Consider the following 17,307-nt stretch of genomic DNA (forward strand, 5'->3'; position numbering starts at 1 on the left):
CGCCGTCGACAGTTGACATGCCGGGCGGCGTCACCGCGTCCCAATCTCGTCCTCGTCCTTGACGACGCGGGTCTCGGCCTCGCCGCTGGTGTGTTCGTTGACGAGGTCGTAGAACTCGTTTTGCAGGCCCGCGGGGAACTTCAGGACGCCGACCCACGAACCGTCGGACTGCCACTCCTCATCCTGCAGGTCGCCGAACTGCCGGATTTGCGCCTGTGCACTGCCGGCGTAGTCGGCCGGTACCTGCACCGCCATCACCACCTCGTCGAACCGGATGGGGATGACGGGCCGCAGCGCATCCAGGGCGTCGTCGACCTGGTTCTCGACGGGTTCCATCGGGTCGACCTGGAAGCCGGCCTCCTCCAGGGCGCGCTCGATGCGCTCGGGCGGGTGCGGCGCGTCGTCCATCTGGGGGTTGACCGCGTTGCGGGCGATCTGGTTGATGAGCTGTTTGTGCTTCTGTTCCTGCATCTCGCGGCGCTGCTCGGCCGTGATCTGTATCTCGCCGCGCTCGATGACCTCCGGGATGATCTCCAGCGGCTCGGTGGTCCCGAACACCTCCTCGAGAGCGCTCTCGGGCGGGCGGTCACCGCTGGAGGCGTCTTCGAAGACGTCCTCGGCGGCGATGACCTCCTCGAGGTCGCCGTCGAACTCGCCGCGCTTGATGGCGAGGGCCGCGTCCGGGTCGACCAGTACCTCGAACCGCTCGCCGTGCGATTCCAGGCGGGCGGTCACCGCCTCGTCGAGTGATATCATACACGCCGCTACGAGCGGGCGGGGTTAAAAGCTGTTTACGTCGGGCGTCACGCGTTACTGCTCCGTCGAGACGACGGTGTCGGCCGCACGCCGCCGACGGTCCCGCCGCTCCGGTGGCGGGCGTCGAGCGGCAGAATCGTCGAAGGGCGAATACGACCGTTCCTCGGAGTGGGGTCGCGCTTGCGGTCGGCGGCGACCGGCTTACTCCTCGTCGGTATCCAGCAGGTCGTTGGCCTCGAGGTACTCGCGGGTCTCCTCGTCGGAGAGTTCCTCGAAGGTCGCGGTTTCGGTGGGGATGGTGGCGACGCCGATGCCCTCCGGGGCGAGTCCGCCGTCGTTGACCGACGCCAGCGCCGCCAGCGCCAGCCCGACGCCCTCCTCCAGCGTCATCTCGGCCTCGTAGTTGGCCTCGAGGTAGTCCTCGATTTCGCCGCGGTCGGCGCCGACCGCGAGCGCCTGCCACTCGTAGGGCGTCCCCGAGGGGTCCGTCTCGTAGAGGCGCGGCTCGCCGTCCTCGATGCCGCCGATGATGAGCGCGACACCGAACGGTCGGGCGCCGCCGACCTGGGTGTACTGCTGGATGTGGTCGGTGACGGCCTTCGTCAGCGTCTCGACGCCGATCGGCTCGCCGTAGCGAAGCTGGTTGACCTGCGCCTGCCGCCGCGCGAAGTCGATGAGCTGGCGGGCGTCGGCGACGTGGCCGGCGCTGGCGATGCCGACGTGGTCGTCGGCCTTGTGGATCTTCTCGACGCTCGTCCGCTCCATCAGCGGGCTACGGATGCGCTTGTCGACCGCAAGCACCACGCCCTCGGGCGTTCGAATGCCGATGGACGCCGTGCCTCGTTTTACCGCCTCTCGTGCGTACTCGACCTGGTACAGGCGGCCGTCCGGCGAGAAGATGGTTATCCCCCGGTCGTACGCCTGCTGCTGCGATTGTCCCTGCATTGTTAGTTGTCGCGGATATCGAGTGCCGTCGCGCCCACATGGCCGCCGCCGACGTCGGCGTCGACCCGGTCGCCCCGGACGACGGCGTGCCGGTCGGCACCAGCGAACACGACGTTTCTCTCCTCGGAAACTTCCGCCGGGCCTCGTATATACTTTTCCTCACAGGCCCGCACCGTTCCGCTGACGCCCCGGACGACGACGCCCACGTCGTCGCCGTCGACGGCGTCGACCGTCGCCAGCACGGCACGCAACCGCTCGACCTCCCCGCGGCGAGCGCGGACGACCGCCTCGCCGGCCCCGTCCTCGAACCGGAACGTCAGCACCGACCCGTCGAGGTCGGCGCTGCCGGCGTCGCCCAGCAAATTCTGGGCGGCGAACCACAGCGCCCGCTGGAAGCTACGGCGGTCGACGTCCGCCTCGGGCCACGACTCCAGCCCGACCGCCAGATACCGCCACCGCGGACGGAGGTGCTTCGGGAGGTGCTTCACGGATTCGTCGACGGCGCCCACGGACATATCTCCGGCGGTCGAGTGCCGGTCCTGCTCGACCGAGGACCCCGGGATTGAAGGCGAGAGGTGCGCATCGGACCCACATGCGAGACGGACCACGACGAGGGGACCGAAACCGGACCGCGAACGCGACCGCAGGAGGGCGCCGCCGATGACGGACTTCGCCGACGCCGAACTGCGGAAGGCACGCGAGGCGCTCGACGACGCCCAGAAACTCCGGGAAGCCGACGGCTCGACGGCCGGTGTCGTCAACCGGACCTACTTCGCGGCCTTCCACGCCGCCCAGGCCGTCCTCTCCGTCCGCGGGACGCTGCCCGACGACGAGGACCACGTCCCCGCGCAGTTCGCCGAGGATGTCGTCATCGCCGAGGAGACGTCCATGGAGGACGCCCAGTTCCTCAACGGCCTGCGCGCCTACCGCAAGAAGGCCGACTACGAACACGAGGACGTCGAGATGGACCTCGACGCCAAACTGGTGCGCGCCGAGCGGTTCGTCGAGGACATGGAAGACTTCTGCTAACCGACCTTTTTCTGCGTCGGGTGCGCTCGCTCCGCTCGCGCACCACTCCTTGAAAAACGTCGATGAAAAAACCGCCGTCACGCGGGCCTCGCCCTCGGAATCGTTCGAAGGACCGCACGCGCGGTCTTTCGTCGATGGGAGAGCCTCGCACTCCCGAACCAAAACGCCTCGCTTCGTTCGGCGTATGCTCGCCCGGGTATCGACCGCCGCCCGCCCCCAAGAGAGAACTCTGCTCTCGTTGAAATCATCCGGTGGTGCCAGGCACGCCAGTCCTGCCGAACGGGGCGCTGTTCCCACCCTCTCACGACAGCGTCCACTACACCAGTAGCAGGGTTACGGCCAGCCGTCCGGCAGTTCGTCCTCGTGGTCGCTCATCAATCTGAGGAGCGGTTCGATTTCCTCGAACCGCGGCCCGCGGGTGATGACCCCGGAATCGCGGTTCCAGTCGATGAATCCCGCCTCGGCCAGTTTGGGGAGGTGGGCGTGGTAGAGTTGCTGCTGTACCGAGTCGAGCGCCTCGTCGTCGCCACGCTCGTCCCTCTCCGCGACCGATTCCGATGCGATGTCCTCGTCGTCCTGCGGGTTTTGTCGTCCAACGGCCACGAGCACGCGACGGCGATGTCCGTGGCTGAGCATCTCGAACAGTTCGTTCAGCGAGCCTCCGACCTCAATCTCTTTTGTTGACATTTTATATGTCTCTCGTTGCGAAACGCGCCGCCTCGTAAATACTTACGTATATTCAGGATTTCGAGAACCCGTTCGACGGGCCGGACTGGACGGGGTTTTGGAGGGGTTCCAGACGTCTCCTGATATGTCTCTCAGTAGGGGTATCGGGGGCAGGAGGTCGAGAAAAACGGATCTACGACGGTTCCGCGAACCTCAGTAACTGCGGACCTTCGGCTCGTACTCCTTGTTCTCGCCTTCGAGGATGACGGGCTTGTAGTAGAGGTCGGGGGTGCCGCCGTCCCAGGCGATCATGGTGTGCTTGAGCCACTCGTCGTCCTTCCGCTCCTGGTGTTCCTGCCGCCAGTGGGCGCCGCGGAACTCATCGCGGGCCAGTGCGCCGAGGGTGATGGTCTCGGCGATGTCGATGAGGTTCCGCGTCTCGATGGTGTGGATGAGGTCGGTGTTGAACGTCCGGGAGGGGTCGGCGACGGCGACGTCCTTGTACCGCTCGCGGCACTCCCGGATGGTCTCCAGGGCCGTCTTCAGGCCCTCCTCGTTGCGGAAGACGTTGACGTTGCGCGTCATCGCCTTCTGGAGGTCCTCGCGGATTTCGGCGTGGTTGGTGCCGTCTCGTTCGAGCATGTCCTCCACGCGTGCGCGCTCCATCTCGACGGCGTGGTCGACGACCTCGGCGGGTTCGACGAGGGCGCCGTCGGCCGCGACATCGCCGTCGGTCTCGAGGGCACCGGGGTCGACCGGGGTGTCGAGGTCGGTCTCGTCCTCGCTGCGGGCGGAGGGACCCGTCGGCACCTCGGCGGTCCCGAGGTCCGTCCCGGCGGCGTGGCGGCCGGCGCGGGCGCCGAAGACGATGAGTTCCGGCAGGGCGTTGCCGCCCAGGCGGTTCGAACCGTGGACCGAGGCACACGCACACTCGCCGGCGGCGTACAGGCCGTCGATGCAGGTCTGGCCGTGCTCGTTGGTCTCGACGCCGCCCATGTGGTAGTGCTGGCCGGGTTTGACCGGCATCGGTTCCTCGACGGGGTCGACGCCCTCGAAGTCCTCCGCGAGGTGGATGATGTTCTCCAGGCGGTCATAGATGCGCTCCTCGCCGAGATGCCGCATGTCGAGGTGGACGTACTCGTCCTCGATGCCGCGGCCCTGGTTGACCTCGGTCAACTCCGCGCGGGCGACGACGTCCCGGGAGGCCAGTTCGCCGGCGTTGTTCGCGTAGCCGTACTCGAACATGAACCGCTCGCCGTTGCCGTTGTAGAGGATGCCGCCCTCGCCGCGGACGCCCTCGGAGATGAGCACGCCCGTCGACGGCAGCGTCGTCGGGTGGAACTGGACGAACTCCATGTCCTCGACGGGGACGCCGGCCCGGTAGGCCATCGCCGGCCCGTCGCCGGTGTTCGCGACGGCGTTGGTCGTGTGGTCGAAGACCTGTCCGTCGCCGCCGGTCGCGAGGATGACGCCGTTGGTGGCCCGGAAGCCGACGATGTCGCCCGACTTGATGTCGTAGGCGACGACGCCGTGACACTCGCGGTCCTCGGGGTCGTCGTGGTCCGTCACGGCGAGTCGGGAGACGTAGAACTCGTCGTAGACCGTGATGCCCCGCTTTACGACCTGCTCGTACATCGTGTGCAGCAGGTGGTGGCCGGTCTCGGCGCCCGCGTAGGTGGTCCGCGGGAAGGACAGGCCGCCGAAGGGCCGCTGGGAGACCCGGCCGTCGTCCTCCCGGGAGAAGGGCATCCCCCAGTGCTCGAGTTGGACGACCTCCTCGGGGGCGTCCTGTGCCAGTTTCTCGATTGCGGGGGCGTCGCCGAGGTAGTCCGACCCCTTCATCGTGTCGTACGCGTGCAGTTCCCAGTCGTCGCCGTCCCGCAGGGCGGCGTTGATGCCGCCCTCCGCGGCGCCGGTGTGCGACCGGACCGGGTGTAACTTCGTGACCATGGCGACGTCGGCGCCCTCCTCGTGGGCCGCGATGGCCGCACGGAGACCCGCTCCGCCGGCGCCGACGACGATGACGTCGTGTTCGTGCATTGGTGATGTGTTTGGACTGAACTCTCTTTAGCGTGTTTCTACCAGAACTTCAGGTTGCTCTTGACCGCCTCGCGCTTCAGTTCCTGGATGTGCTCGGTCAGCGGGATGTCCTTCGGACACACCTCGGTACAGGAGAACTGGGTCTGGCACCGCCAGACGCCGTGCTCCTGCTCGATGATGTTGAGGCGGTGTTCCTGCATGTCCTCGCCCTCGCGTTCGTCCATGGCGAAGCGGTAGGCCTTGTTGATGGCCGCCGGCCCGAGGTACTCGTTGTCGCCCGCCGCGATGTTGCACGACGACATGCAGGCGCCACACCAGATGCATCGCGTCGACATCTTGATCTTCTCGCGGTTGGCGCGGTCCTGCCGTTGCTCCTCGAGTTCGCCCGACGGCAGGTCGTTGGTCTGGAAGTACGGCTCGACGGACTCCATCTGGTCGTAGAAGTGCTCCATGTCGACGACGAGGTCCTTGACCACCTCGGCGTGCGGGAGCGGTTCGATGCGGACCGGCCAGTCCAGGTCCGACATCTGTGTCTTGCAGCCGAGTCGCTGGCGGCCGTTGATGAACAGCGCGTCGGACCCACAGATGGCCTGCCGACAGGAGTGTCGGAAGGTCAGCGAGGAGTCGAAGTGGTCGCGGGCGAAGATGAGCGCGTCCAGCACCGTCATCCCCTTCGTGAAGGGGACCCGGAACGTGTCGAACCGGGGGTCGGACTTGCCCTCGACCTCCGGGTCGTAGCGGAACACCTTCAGCTTCACCGTCTCGTCGGTCTCGGACAGTTCCGCCTCGGCGCGCTGCCGCATGTCGGCGCGGTCGTGTTTGGCCGTCAGTCGGCGCTGCTGGTGAGTCGATTCGGCCTCGGTCTCCACGTCGGCCTCGGCTTCCGTCTCGGCTTCGGACTCTTGTTCTATTTGCGTACTCATGGTTACACCAGGTTGGTCATCGCCAGCGAGACGCGGATGCCCTGGACGACCAGCATGACGCTGGCGCCGACGAGCAGCCACTTGACGGCCGTCTTCGGGGTTCCCTCCAGCCCCTGGTTGACGAGGGCGTTGTAGACGCCGTTGACGCCGTGGAACGTCGCCGTCACGAGGAACAGCACCATCGTCGAGAAGTACCCGACCTGGCTCATCCGCGCGGTCGTGCCGGCGAAGGTTATCTCGGCTGCGTGGTTGACGAAGTGCAACAGCAGGAAGTGATACGCCAGGACCACCACGAGGAACGCGGCGGTGATGCGCTGGAGCAGCCAGCGCGTGCCCTTCGGCTCGAACGAGGAGTAGTAGTCCGCCATCTCAGAACCCTCCCAGGAAGGTCGGAACGCTGGCGACCGTGATGGCAGCCGTGATTATCAGTGCGGCGTAGAACGCCTTGTCCTGTGCCTCCAGCCCCACACCGAGGTCGACGAACAGCAGTCGGACGCCGTTCAGGATGTGAAAGACCGCGACGGCCAGCAGGCCGACCTCGAGGAACCGCACGACGAGCAGTTCCTCCAGCCCCTGCAGCGTCGTGGTGTAGGTGGTCCCGTCCACCGTCGCCGTGCTCAACACGGCGATGTGTGTAAACAGGTAGCCGATGAGTACCCAGCCGGTGAACTTGTGGAACACCCAGGCCCACATCCCGGCGGAGAACTCCCGCCACCGCCCGAAGTCCTCTATCAGACCCCGGTCGTACGATTGACTCATGCACGGTAGCGTCAGTTCCCCGCCGGTATAGTAGTTACCTTCCGGGAACGTGTCACAGGGGTCTCCGGGGTCGTGGACGGGCGCCCGCCTCGAAACGTGGAGTGGCAACCGCGAACGGCGGGCGGAAAAACGGTGCGTCGGCTACCGCGACGTCAGCCCTCGATGGGGATGGGCTCGCCGCGGGGCTCGATGCCCTCCTGGATGGGGAGGGTCACCTCGAGGACGCCGTTGGTGTACGACGCGGAGATGGCGTCGGTCTCGACGTCCTTCGGGAACCGGAACCGTCGGTGGTAGGTGCGCTTCCGGCCGCGGTCCTCGTCGACGTGCTCGGCGGCGACGTTGAGGACACCGCCGTCCCAGGTCAGGTCGATGTCCTCGCGCTCGAAGCCGGGCGCGTCGATGCTGAGGACGAACTCACCGTCCTCCTCGTACAGTTCGTAGTCGTTACCACCGGTGAACCCCTCGCCGAAGAGCCGGCTCGGGAGGTCGAGGCTCTGTCGCCAGCTGCTCGGGGTCGTTGGCTCGAGCATGGGTCTGTCACCTCGAGTGCATCGGACGATTGTTCGTGGTTCGTAAAAAATCTTTCTAATCTTGCTAGCAAACACCACAATACCGACTCGAACCGACTGAACGGCCAGTTATTCGCGGAGCGAGGCGTGGTGGGCCTCGAACGCCCGGCGCGTCTGTTCGTCCAGCGCGACCAGGTGACACAGCGGGTTGCCGGGATAGACGAGCGGGTTCTCCAGAACGCCGACCAGCAGGCCGGTGAACGGTGCCTCGACGACCACCGACTCGGTCTTGAAGGGGTTGGTGATGGTACAGATGGGATCGCCGGTCTCGACCAGCGACCCGCGGTCGGCGTGCATCTCGACGAGACCGCCGGCGTCGGCCCGGAGCCAGGTCTTCTCGTCGGCGCCCTCGATGACGGTCCGCCAGCCCGGCCACTTGACCCGCTCGGTCTCGCGCATTCCCAACTCCGCCATCACCGAGAGGACGCCCTCGAGTGCCGCGTCGATGAGCGGGCGCTGGAACCGGTGGGCCTCGCCCAGTTCGACGGTGATGGTCGGCGTCCCGGCCTCCGTGGCCGCCCCGCGGAGCGTTCCCTCCGGCCCTTCGCTGGAGATGACGACGTTCGAGGCGAAGGCTTTCGCCAGCCGTTCGACCCCCTCGTGGTCGGTGTCGGCCCGGACGTGGAGTACGTTCGTCCGGCCCCGCGTCGAGGTGTGGAAGTCGACGCCGAAGTCGCACGGTTCGAGGAAGTTCCGGAAGACCCGGCCAGCGATGCGGTCGGCGCTGGTACCCGTCTCCGTCCCGGGAAACGAGCGGTTGAGGTCCCGGTCGTAGATCGGGAGGTACCGTTGCTGGGCGATGAAGCCGGGGACGTTGAGGACCGGCAGACAGACCAGGGTGCCCGCGAGATCGGTGTGGTCCCACTCTTGGGCCACCTCGCGGACGATTTCGATGCCGTTGAGTTCGTCGCCGTGGGTCGCCGCCGAGAGGAACAGGGTCGGTCCCTCGCGCTCGCCGTTGACGATGGTCACGGGAACGCGCACGGGGTCCCCGAGATAGGTCTCGCTCACGGTGTAGCGGAGGTCCGCCGTCTCGCCGGGCCGGACGACCCCGCCGTCGTACGTGAATGCACCGCACATACGGGTTCCAGGTGCGGACACGGTATAAACCCGTCCGGCGCCGACCGTGGTGACCGCCATCGTTTTGCTCTGCGGCGTTCCACGTTCTATACTATGGAAACGGACCTCACCGTCGGCGTCCTCAGCCTCCACAGCTCCAAGGAGTCGAAGGCCATCCTCAACGCCGCCGACGACCTCGGCTTCGGGACCGAGTGGCTCCGCGCGGAGAACACCGTCGTCGAGGTCGACGACGGCGAGGTGACGCTGGAACCCGACGTCGACATCGTCATCAATCGGCTGCTGCTGTCGAAGGAAGAACAGCCGGCGGAGGCGCTGGGGCTGGCGACGATGCTCGACCGGGCACGGCCGATGCTGAACACGCCGACCGCGACCATGACGGCGATGCACAAGTTCGCCACCGGGGTCGCACTCGCCGAGGCCGGCGTCTCGGTCCCGGACGCGCTGCTCGCGCTGTCGGGCGAGACGCTGAACGCCCGCCGGGAGCGGTTCGGCCCGGAGTTCGTCTACAAGACCGCCATCGGCACCCACGGCGGCGGGGCCTGGAAGCTGGACACCGACGACCAGCTCAACCCGATGGTCGGCTCCAGGCAAGCGTTCCTCCAGGAGCTGATCGAGCACGACGAACAGCGGCACCACGACCTCCGCATCTACGTCGTCGGTGACCGCATCGTCGGCGCGATGAACCGCTACGCTCCGGAGGGCGAGTGGCGGACGAACGTGGCCCTGGGCGGCGAGGTCGAGGACGCCACGGACGACCTCCCCGAGGAGGTCGTCACGATGGCGAAACGCGCGACCGACGTGGTCGGGCTGGACTACTCCGGCGTCGACATCGTCCAGGGCGAGGAGGGCTACTACGTCCTCGAGGTCAACCCCACCGCCGGGTTCCGGGGGCTGTTCAAGGCGACCGGACGGTCGCCCGCCCCGCACATCGTCAGACTCGCCGTCGAACGCGCCGGCGGTGAGGTCGACGAGGAGCGGGTGTACGAGCTGTCGGCGAACCTCGACGATTCGCGGCCGGCGTGTATGCCGAGAAAGCAGGCCAAATCCCCGGTCGAACCCCTCGTCATCGGCTACATCGAGGAGGTCGCCGTCATGGGAACGACCGGACAGCAGACCGTCCTGGCGAAGTCCGACACCGGCGCGACCCGGACGAGCATCGACGCCCAGCTCGCCGCCGACATCGGCACCGGCCCGATCAAGGACATCGTCAAGGTTCGCTCCGGGAGCGTCAAGGCCGGAAAGTCCCGGCCCGTCGTCGACCTGGTGGTCGGCATCGGCGGGACCCAGCACACCGTCACGGCGAGCGTGGAGGACCGCAGCCACATGGACTACCCGATCCTGCTCGGCCGGGACATCCTCCAGCACTACCACGTCGACGTCCGCGAGCGCGCCGACGAGGCCGAACCCCCCGCGCTGTCCGACACCGAAGAGGAGGAGTGACCCGGACTGCGGCGTCCGTCGGCGGGACGGTGCGCCAGGACCGACGAACCCCGGCCGCTTTTCCCGTTCGGCGGCGACGGGCGCCACATGCAGGCTGTCATCCTCGCTGCGGGCGAAGGAACCCGGATGCGACCGCTGACGGAGACGGTTCCGAAGCCGATGCTGCCGGTGGCCGACCGGCCGCTGTGTGCCCACACCGCCGACGCCGCCGTCGCCGCCGGCGCCTCCGAACTCGTCTTCGTCGTCGGTTACGAGGCCGACGCCGTCCGCGAGCACTTCGGCGACGCCTACCGCGGCGTGCCCGTCACCTACGCGGTCCAGTCCGAACAGCTCGGCACCGCCCACGCCGTCGGCGCCGCGACCGACCACCTCGACGGCGACTTCGCCGTCCTGAACGGCGACGACATCTACGACGAGGCGGCCATCGAGGCGCTGTTCGAGGCGACGCCCGCCGTCGGCGCCTACACCGTCGACGACCCCCGGCCGTACGGCGTCTTCTCGCTCGACGGCGACCGAATCGTCGACGTGACCGAGAAGCCCGACGACCCGCCCAGCAACCGCGTCAACGTCGGCGCCTACGGCTTCCCCGCCGAGGCGACCGACTGGTTCGACGACGTCGAGATGAGCGAGCGCGGCGAGTACGAGATAACCGACGTCGTCGAGCGCCTCCTCGCCGAGCGCGACGTGCGGGCGGTGCCGGTCGAGCGATGGCTCGGCGTCGGCCGCCCGTGGGAACTGCTCGCGGCAAACGAGTGGAAACTCGACGGTCTCGACCGCCGCGTCGACGGCGACGTCCGCGGCGACGCCGAGTTGCGCGGCCCCGTCGTTGTCGAGGAGGGCGCCACGATAGAACCGGGGGTCACAATCGAGGGGCCCGCCCTCGTCCGCTCGGGCGCCGAAATCGGCCCGAACGCCTACGTCCGTGGTGCCACGCTCGTCGGCGAGGGCTGCAAGGTCGGCCACGGCGTCGAGGTGAAGAACTCGGTGCTGATGGCCGGCGCCGCCGTCCCGCACGTCTCCTACGTCGGCGACAGCCTGCTCGGTCCCGACGTGAACCTCGGGGCCGGCACGCAGGTGGCGAACCTCAGACACGACGACGGCAACGTGAAACAGACCGTCAAGGGCGAGCGCGTCTCGACCGGCCGCCGCAAGTACGGCGTCGTCGCCGGCCCCGGCGCGAAGACGGGCATCAACACCAGCCTCGCCCCCGGCGTCGTGCTGTCGGCCGGTGCGACGACGGCGCCGGGCGAGTCCGTCACGCGGGACCGGTGAACCGGGTCGGACTGCTCCTCTTCGAACTCGGAACGGACCGCCGAGCCGTCCGTCAGTTCAGATATATTTCTGCGGGTGCTCGTTGAATCGGAATCGGGGATCTGCTGCAGTACGAGGGCGTCAGTGCGTCTTCAAGTGGCGTTCACAGCAAGAACAGGAACACCGGGTACGACGCGGCCACCGCGAGCGAGGGCGTCAGGACCCACATCGTCACGATGCGCTTGGCCGCCGCCGGGTCGAAGAGGCTCTTCCTGTCGAGGTCGACCGGCCCCTTCTCGCCGACCTCCGGTACGTCCGGCACCTCGTCCGGCCTTTCGGCCGGTTCCTCGTGTCGGGCGATGTCCCCGATGGTCGGGCTGGTGGGCACGTCCTCGCCCCGCGACGCGGCCAGCGCCCCCGTGGCGATGTCCACGTCGGCCGCCGTCGGCTCGGATGCCGGCGTCGCCAGTTCCGCCAGCGTCGCCGCACGACTCGCCCGGCCCCAGCCGAGGCCGATTATCGTCGAGGTCGTACTCACCGCGAGACTGGCGGGGATGCCGAGGTAGGACAGTATCGTGATGACCGTCCCGCCGACGATGGAGACGACGAGCGACGCGAGGATGGGGAGTTCGGTGATATCGTCGCCGACCGTCTCCAGCGTCCGGCGGGCGATGGTGAAACTGCCCAGTCCGAAGGCCGCCACGGCGAGCAGGACGCCCTGGTCGACGGTCAGCGACCCGCCGGCGCCGACGAGCGGGGCAACGGCGTTTGCCGCGTTCGAGGCGCCCGCGGAGAATGCCATGTAACAGGCAATGAGGATGACCGAGAGCGACCCAACGACGTCCTGCGGTGACGCGTTCCGGTTCAGGTACGGGCGCGGAATCGTCCGCGAGCGGTCGAGCTGGACGAAATGGAGGTCGAACTTCGTGAACGCGACGTAGCGGTCGAGATACGGGTACACGTACCGCCCGATGACGATGCCGACGGCGAAACTCAACAGCGGTGCGACGATCCACGCCGAGACGATGACGAACATCAGTGCCTGGTTGAGCGTCCCCGATGCGAGGCCCAGTCCGGCGATAGCTCCGACCGCCGTCATCGAGGTAGAGGCCGGAACGCCGTACAGATTCGAGATCAACAGTGAGAGCCCAGTGAAGAACAGGACGGCAACACTCGCAGCGGGCGTGAATTGAACAGCCGGGACGATGCTGCTGCTCATCGTTGCGATGACGTTCCGTCCGACGGTCCACGCGCCGAGGAACGCGAACCCGACGAACAGCGCCGCAGCAGTCGTTTTGCGGACGAGACGCGAGCCGACCGCCGGACCGAACGCCACTCCTGTCGACGAGCCACCGATGTTGAACCCAACGAACACCGCTACGGCGATCCCAGCGACCAGTAAAATTGAGACCATCCCTTCTCTGAGCAGTCGGACGCCGCCCGGATATAGTATACGTCGAAAAATCGACCCGGCCGAGCCGCATAACAGGGTGTAGAGCTTCGTCATCCGTCGCTTTCCCAGGAGAGGATGGTGTGTCCTATCGACGGCACACCCCGTGCTCAGCACGCCCCGCCTGACAACAGGCTATGGCGGTCGGCTGTCTCTCGTTCGTGCTCCCGGTAGTGCCCGTCTCGGACGTGCGCTTGCGAATCCAGCCCAACGTTGCCGGACGACCCGGATTTAATACCCGCCCCGCGAATGGGTGGGCCATGACGCTCGAGAAACCGGACCTCTCCGGACGGACCGCCTTCATCACCGGCACGACCCGCGGCATCGGCAAGGCGCTGGCGCTGGCACTCGCAGAGCAGGGCTGTAACATCGTCTCGACCGGGAAGACCAGCGAGAACGACGACTACGGCGAGGACAGGGACCTCGAGGGCAGCATCGAGGAGACCGCCCGCGAGTGCGAGGAGTTGGGCGTCGAGGCGCTGCCCATCCAGTTGAACGTCCGCAACGAGGCTGAAGTCGAGGCGGCCGCCCAGGAGGCCATCGGCCACTTCGGCGAGGTCGGCATCGTCATCAACAACGCCAGCGCCATCCAGATAGCCAACGTCGAGGACCTCCCCGCGAACCGCTTCGACCTGCTGAACGACGTGAACGTCCGGGGGACCTACCTCACCTCGCGGGCCTTCCTCGACCACCTCAAGGAGGTCGACGACGCCTGGCTGCTGGCGAACGCGCCGCCGGTCACCGTCGACCGCGCGCCCGGCGAGGCACCGTACGCCTGGTCGAAGATGGGGATGTCGTTCATCACGCTGTCGCTTTCGACGGAACTCAGCGGCCACGGCGTCGGCTGTAACTCCTTCTGGCCGGTCACCGCCATCGACACCCGCGCGACGCGCTACTTCGGGATGGGAACAGAGGACGACTGGCGCACGCCGGAAATCGTCAGCGACACCGTCCTCGAGATGCTGAGCCGCGACCCCTCGTCGTTCAACGGCAACGCCGTCTACGACGAGGAACTCCTCCGGGAGGCCGGCGTCGAGGACTTCTCGAAGTACAACCTCACGGAGGGCGACCCGGCACCGATGTCCGCCCAGATGTTCGACCCGAGCTACGAGCGCCCGGAGTGAACCCCGCGCCGGCACCGCCTGTGGGAACATAATCGTTCATATGCGTGCCTCCTAACCGTACGGTAAGATGGTCGACCCTACTTCGGACCTCGGTGAGGACGTCACCGAGGAGGACGCGCCGAGATGCGATGCCTGCGGGGAACCGATAGTGAACGAGGCCACACACCGGGTCATCACTTGGATAGAGGACGACAGCGTCCAGTCGGCGCACTTCTGTGACGAGGCGTGTCGCGCCGAGTGGGAGCCCTGATCGAACCGCGACCCGACTTCGGTCCCCTCCACCGTCGTGCCGTTTCGTCGCTGTCGTTTTTGCGGCTCAGTTCTCTATCGAGCATGGCGGCGCTCGCATCGCCGTGTTTCCCCGGAATCAGCCCTTATTGACTCGAATCTCGACGTTGTCGGTCTCCCGGTCGATTCACCACGAACGGACCAGCGTTTCGTTTTCTCTTTTCAGTGAGATTTTAATGCAATCCGTACGGTAGATGAGTATAATCAATGCGACGACGCCGCCTCCTCCAGACGATTGGTGTCGGCCTCACGGCAGGGGTCGCCGGCTGCAACCGCCTCGGTTCCGACGGCGAGGACACCCCCACCGCCACTCCGACCCCGACCCCGACCGCGACGGAGACAGAAACCCCGACGGAAACGGAGACGGATACCCGGGACTACGCCCCGGCGAACCTCACCATCCCCAGCTACATCGAGCTGCTGCCCCAGAAGCACCTCCGCGGCACCGACCGGACGAGCAACTCCAATTTCGTCCGTGTCGACTGGGAGTGGTACGTTCGGATGATAGACGAGGAGATGGAGTTCGGGGCGGCCAGCGGCGAAGACTGGACGCTGGCTCCCAACGAAGGCAACCTGTTCCGCCCGCCGAAGTACGACCTCATCCATATGCCTATTGGAGCCGCAATCCAGAACGCAGAGGTCATAGCCAATGTCATCGACGCCTTCCCGAACGCGGGGCCGGAGATGGTCAAGCAGGCTGGTCTCGATGCGGAGCCGGGCGAGCGGGAGGCAGCCCGCGAAGTCGACGAAGTCATCGGATACGCGGAGCCCGGTGTCACCATGTTCGTCGGCGCGGACCTCTCGTCGTTCCGGGACGCTGTCGCAGACAATTCCTCGTCAGAATACGATGGATACCCGGATACAGTCGTTTACTCGGGTGTCGATAATGCCTCTGGGCGGAACATCATCGTGAGTGAGGCGCGAGAGCGCGACATCATCGCGTTCGAGTCCGGCGACGAGGAGCCTGAAGCCCTGACCCCGACGTTCGGCCGGCTAGCGAAGGAGGGTGAGAGCGTGGCGGTCGAGGAGTCGGTGCAGTGGTGTCTATCGCAGTTGGTGCCGGCGGTGCCGGTCGTGCTGGGCGAGATTAACGGCGGGCGTCGGCAGTTTGGTGAGAGTCCGTATTCCAACCGGGAGGTGCAGCGGTTGCCGTCGTTCGATTCGATTTTCTACGGGTTCGACACCAACGGGTTCACGGCGACGGGGCAGGCGGTGACGTCGCGGGTCGACGGGGAGCCGCCGGGCGACGCCGAGTTGCGCGAGGTGTACGGTTCCGAGGATGGGTCGGTCAGCACGACGGCCGGCGAGAACGTCTCGGAGATCTCGGTCGCCTGGGAGTGACCTGAGGGCGATGGACCGACGGAGGCTGCTTGCTCGCACCTGAAGCTTGCGAACAGCCCGGCAACGACGGACAGGGGTATCCCCGCTCCGATGCGTTTCTCTGGAGGAATCAGAGGGTCCTCCGGGAGTACCGTGACCGGCCTGACGCGCCGATCACCCCGTTCCCGGTTCCCACCAAAAGGCAAAGTTGCGTCAACGCCAACGTCAACGCAACATGGGAATCGCGGACGAACAGATTCGAGTGAGCGCGACGGTGAAGCGAGCAATCGAACGGCGTCGGCGGGAGGGCGAGAGTTACAACGACGTGCTGGAGCGCATCCTCGACGAGGAGGACGCCGGCGACTTCTACGACGGGTTCGGCCGCTGGTCCGACGAGGAGGCCGAGCGGGTCCGGGAGGGTCGGCGGAAGTCGAAGGACGAGCGGAAGCGTCGGATGCGCGAGCGGGCCGAGGACACCGCATGAAGGTCCTCGACGCGACCTTTCTGATCGACTACCTGGACGGCGTCGAGGCGACCCGGGAGTTCTACGAGGAGCACGGCGGTGGCCGGACCCGATGGGTCGTCCCCGTCCCGGCGTTCGCCGAGGTCCTCGTCGGCGAGGGGAACCTCCCGAACGGGGACATCGACGGGGCCCGCGCGGACCTGGCGTGGGTCGACGTTCGTCCGGTCGACGAGCGAACGGCCGCCACTGCAGGGCACATCGCGGACGAGATAGCGCCGGACGGGCCGTATCTGGACGGGGTCGATGCACTGGTCGCTGCGGTCGGCCGTGAACTCGACGTGCCGGTGGTCTCGGGAGACGGCGACCTCACTCACGAGGAAACGAAGAGGGTCGTCGACGTCGAGGAGTACTGACCGCCGGCGAGTCCGTTCGGCCGTTCTGATGCGACTCACGGGCGTATCGGAGAATACCTCGGGTGTGCCCCGGCAGTGAACGGATCCGGTTCGGCCTCGGCACGGCCTGTTTCGACCGGCGGCGACCCTGACGGCACGGCGGCCAGCGGCCTCAGGCCACGTTCCGCGAGGTGTCCACCCGCACGTTGTCGGTCAACTCGAGGGTGATGGGTTCGGTCAGGGCGCGGCCGCCGCGGAACTTCGAGACGACGAGGGTGGACTCGACGGCGTCGGGGGTGACGGTCTGGTCGAGTCTGCGCACCACGTCGGCGATGCCGAGCGTGACCTCCCGGCCCAGGTCGTCGCCGACGGTGTGGCAGTGGACGACCGCGATGCTGCCGGTGCGGCGGATGTAGGTGTGCAGGCGGTTGAGGAACTGCTGGTAGACCTGCGGGTCCCACCGCTCGAGGGGGTTCGCGGGGTCGATGATGGGGTTTTGCTCGGCACCGACCCGGCTGATGGTGCTGCCGACGTCGTCGAGGTCGGCGTCGGGGTCAGCGTAGGCAATCATCGAGTCCTCGATGTCGAGGTCGGCGCGGTGAAAGGCGTCCCGGACGCTCTCCTCGTTCCGCCGGGTCGACAGGTACAGCGTCGGCCGCTGGGCAGCGAGGTTGACACCAGGAGTTCGCTCTGCGTGGCGGGCGGGGCGACGACGGCCATGATGGTGCCAGAGGGGAGGCCACCGTCGAGGTGTTCGTCGACCACCTATACCCCGGTCGCCAGCCGTTCGTGTGACATGGCTTGACACGGTT

At 67.0% G+C, this 17,307-nt stretch carries 19 protein-coding genes and 1 pseudogene; 8 read left to right on the forward strand and 12 right to left on the reverse strand.

Annotation, left to right across the window (positions count from 1 at the left end; all coding sequences use genetic code 11):
- Positions 1-30: 30 nt before the first annotated feature.
- The 3 genes from NLF94_RS10420 to NLF94_RS10430 form a co-directional block, all read right to left on the reverse strand.
- Positions 31-756, reverse strand: coding sequence for a ribosome assembly factor SBDS (locus tag NLF94_RS10420; protein ID WP_254837561.1), 726 nt, complete (start codon positions 754-756; stop codon positions 31-33).
- A gap of 201 nt (positions 757-957) precedes the next feature.
- A complete protein-coding gene (gene psmA, locus NLF94_RS10425; RefSeq protein ID WP_254837562.1) occupies positions 958-1,701 on the reverse strand; it encodes an archaeal proteasome endopeptidase complex subunit alpha in 744 nt (247 codons plus the stop codon).
- 2 nt (positions 1,702-1,703) lie between these two features.
- A complete protein-coding gene (locus NLF94_RS10430; RefSeq protein WP_254841417.1) occupies positions 1,704-2,189 on the reverse strand; it encodes an Rpp14/Pop5 family protein in 486 nt (161 codons plus the stop codon).
- A gap of 172 nt (positions 2,190-2,361) precedes the next feature.
- On the opposite strand from NLF94_RS10430, the gene NLF94_RS10435 reads away from it, so the two are divergent.
- Positions 2,362-2,730, forward strand: coding sequence for a HEPN domain-containing protein (locus tag NLF94_RS10435; protein ID WP_254837563.1), 369 nt, complete (start codon positions 2,362-2,364; stop codon positions 2,728-2,730).
- Positions 2,731-3,063: 333 nt separating this feature from the next.
- Here NLF94_RS10435 and NLF94_RS10440 read toward each other — a convergent pair whose 3' ends face one another.
- The 7 genes from NLF94_RS10440 to NLF94_RS10470 all read right to left on the reverse strand — a co-directional run bounded on the left by NLF94_RS10440 (position 3,064) and on the right by NLF94_RS10470 (position 8,767).
- Entirely contained in the window at positions 3,064-3,417 is a 354-nt protein-coding gene (locus NLF94_RS10440) for a DUF7344 domain-containing protein (protein ID WP_254837564.1), read from the reverse strand.
- A gap of 192 nt (positions 3,418-3,609) precedes the next feature.
- The gene (locus tag NLF94_RS10445; protein WP_254837565.1) at positions 3,610-5,436 is read right to left on the reverse strand and encodes an FAD-binding protein; all 1,827 of its coding nucleotides are present in this window, start codon (positions 5,434-5,436) and stop codon (positions 3,610-3,612) included.
- Between the two features lie 38 nt (positions 5,437-5,474).
- The gene (locus tag NLF94_RS10450) at positions 5,475-6,359 is read right to left on the reverse strand and encodes a succinate dehydrogenase/fumarate reductase iron-sulfur subunit (RefSeq protein ID WP_254837566.1); all 885 of its coding nucleotides are present in this window, start codon (positions 6,357-6,359) and stop codon (positions 5,475-5,477) included.
- A 2-nt stretch (positions 6,360-6,361) separates the two neighbouring features.
- On the reverse strand, positions 6,362-6,727 hold the full coding sequence (locus NLF94_RS10455; protein ID WP_254837567.1) for a succinate dehydrogenase hydrophobic membrane anchor subunit: 366 nt from the start codon (positions 6,725-6,727) through the stop codon (positions 6,362-6,364).
- 1 nt (position 6,728) lies between these two features.
- On the reverse strand, positions 6,729-7,118 hold the full coding sequence (sdhC, locus tag NLF94_RS10460; protein WP_254837568.1) for a succinate dehydrogenase, cytochrome b556 subunit: 390 nt from the start codon (positions 7,116-7,118) through the stop codon (positions 6,729-6,731).
- 152 nt (positions 7,119-7,270) lie between these two features.
- Entirely contained in the window at positions 7,271-7,648 is a 378-nt protein-coding gene (locus NLF94_RS10465) for an Hsp20/alpha crystallin family protein (protein ID WP_254837569.1), read from the reverse strand.
- 108 nt (positions 7,649-7,756) lie between these two features.
- Positions 7,757-8,767, reverse strand: a complete 1,011-nt coding sequence (locus tag NLF94_RS10470; RefSeq protein ID WP_254837570.1) for a succinylglutamate desuccinylase/aspartoacylase family protein — start codon at positions 8,765-8,767, stop codon at positions 7,757-7,759.
- A 93-nt stretch (positions 8,768-8,860) separates the two neighbouring features.
- Here NLF94_RS10470 and NLF94_RS10475 point away from each other — a divergent pair, with 93 nt between their 5' ends.
- Positions 8,861-10,207, forward strand: coding sequence for a RimK family alpha-L-glutamate ligase (locus NLF94_RS10475; protein WP_254837571.1), 1,347 nt, complete (start codon positions 8,861-8,863; stop codon positions 10,205-10,207).
- A gap of 87 nt (positions 10,208-10,294) precedes the next feature.
- Positions 10,295-11,479: a bifunctional sugar-1-phosphate nucleotidylyltransferase/acetyltransferase gene (gene glmU, locus NLF94_RS10480; RefSeq protein WP_254837572.1), complete on the forward strand. Its 1,185-nt coding sequence runs from the start codon at positions 10,295-10,297 to the stop codon at positions 11,477-11,479.
- 142 nt (positions 11,480-11,621) lie between these two features.
- On the opposite strand, the gene NLF94_RS10485 is transcribed toward glmU, so the two are convergent.
- Positions 11,622-12,872 (reverse strand): inorganic phosphate transporter, encoded by a 1,251-nt coding sequence (locus NLF94_RS10485; RefSeq protein WP_254837573.1) that lies wholly within the window; start codon positions 12,870-12,872, stop codon positions 11,622-11,624.
- A gap of 296 nt (positions 12,873-13,168) precedes the next feature.
- Between NLF94_RS10485 and NLF94_RS10490 the strand changes: the two genes are divergently transcribed.
- The 5 genes from NLF94_RS10490 to NLF94_RS10510 all read left to right on the forward strand — a co-directional run bounded on the left by NLF94_RS10490 (position 13,169) and on the right by NLF94_RS10510 (position 16,516).
- Positions 13,169-14,032, forward strand: a complete 864-nt coding sequence (locus NLF94_RS10490) for an SDR family oxidoreductase (RefSeq protein ID WP_254837574.1) — start codon at positions 13,169-13,171, stop codon at positions 14,030-14,032.
- Positions 14,033-14,099: 67 nt separating this feature from the next.
- Positions 14,100-14,282, forward strand: coding sequence for a DUF7576 family protein (locus tag NLF94_RS10495; protein WP_254837575.1), 183 nt, complete (start codon positions 14,100-14,102; stop codon positions 14,280-14,282).
- Positions 14,283-14,527: 245 nt separating this feature from the next.
- Positions 14,528-15,661: a hypothetical protein gene (locus NLF94_RS10500; RefSeq protein WP_254837576.1), complete on the forward strand. Its 1,134-nt coding sequence runs from the start codon at positions 14,528-14,530 to the stop codon at positions 15,659-15,661.
- A 214-nt stretch (positions 15,662-15,875) separates the two neighbouring features.
- Complete coding sequence (locus NLF94_RS10505) at positions 15,876-16,124, forward strand: antitoxin VapB family protein (RefSeq protein WP_254837577.1); 249 nt, start codon at positions 15,876-15,878, stop codon at positions 16,122-16,124.
- Positions 16,121-16,516: a PIN domain-containing protein gene (locus tag NLF94_RS10510; RefSeq protein WP_254837578.1), complete on the forward strand. Its 396-nt coding sequence runs from the start codon at positions 16,121-16,123 to the stop codon at positions 16,514-16,516. Before NLF94_RS10505 ends, NLF94_RS10510 begins: the two co-directional genes overlap by 4 nt.
- A 151-nt stretch (positions 16,517-16,667) precedes the next feature.
- Here NLF94_RS10510 and NLF94_RS21085 read toward each other — a convergent pair.
- Positions 16,668-17,215: pseudogene (locus tag NLF94_RS21085) on the reverse strand (RAD55 family ATPase).
- Positions 17,216-17,307: the final 92 nt, after the last annotated feature.

Origin of the sequence: Natronomonas marina (assembly GCF_024298905.1) — an archaeon.
Taxonomy (GTDB): Archaea; Halobacteriota; Halobacteria; order Halobacteriales; family Haloarculaceae; genus Natronomonas; species Natronomonas marina.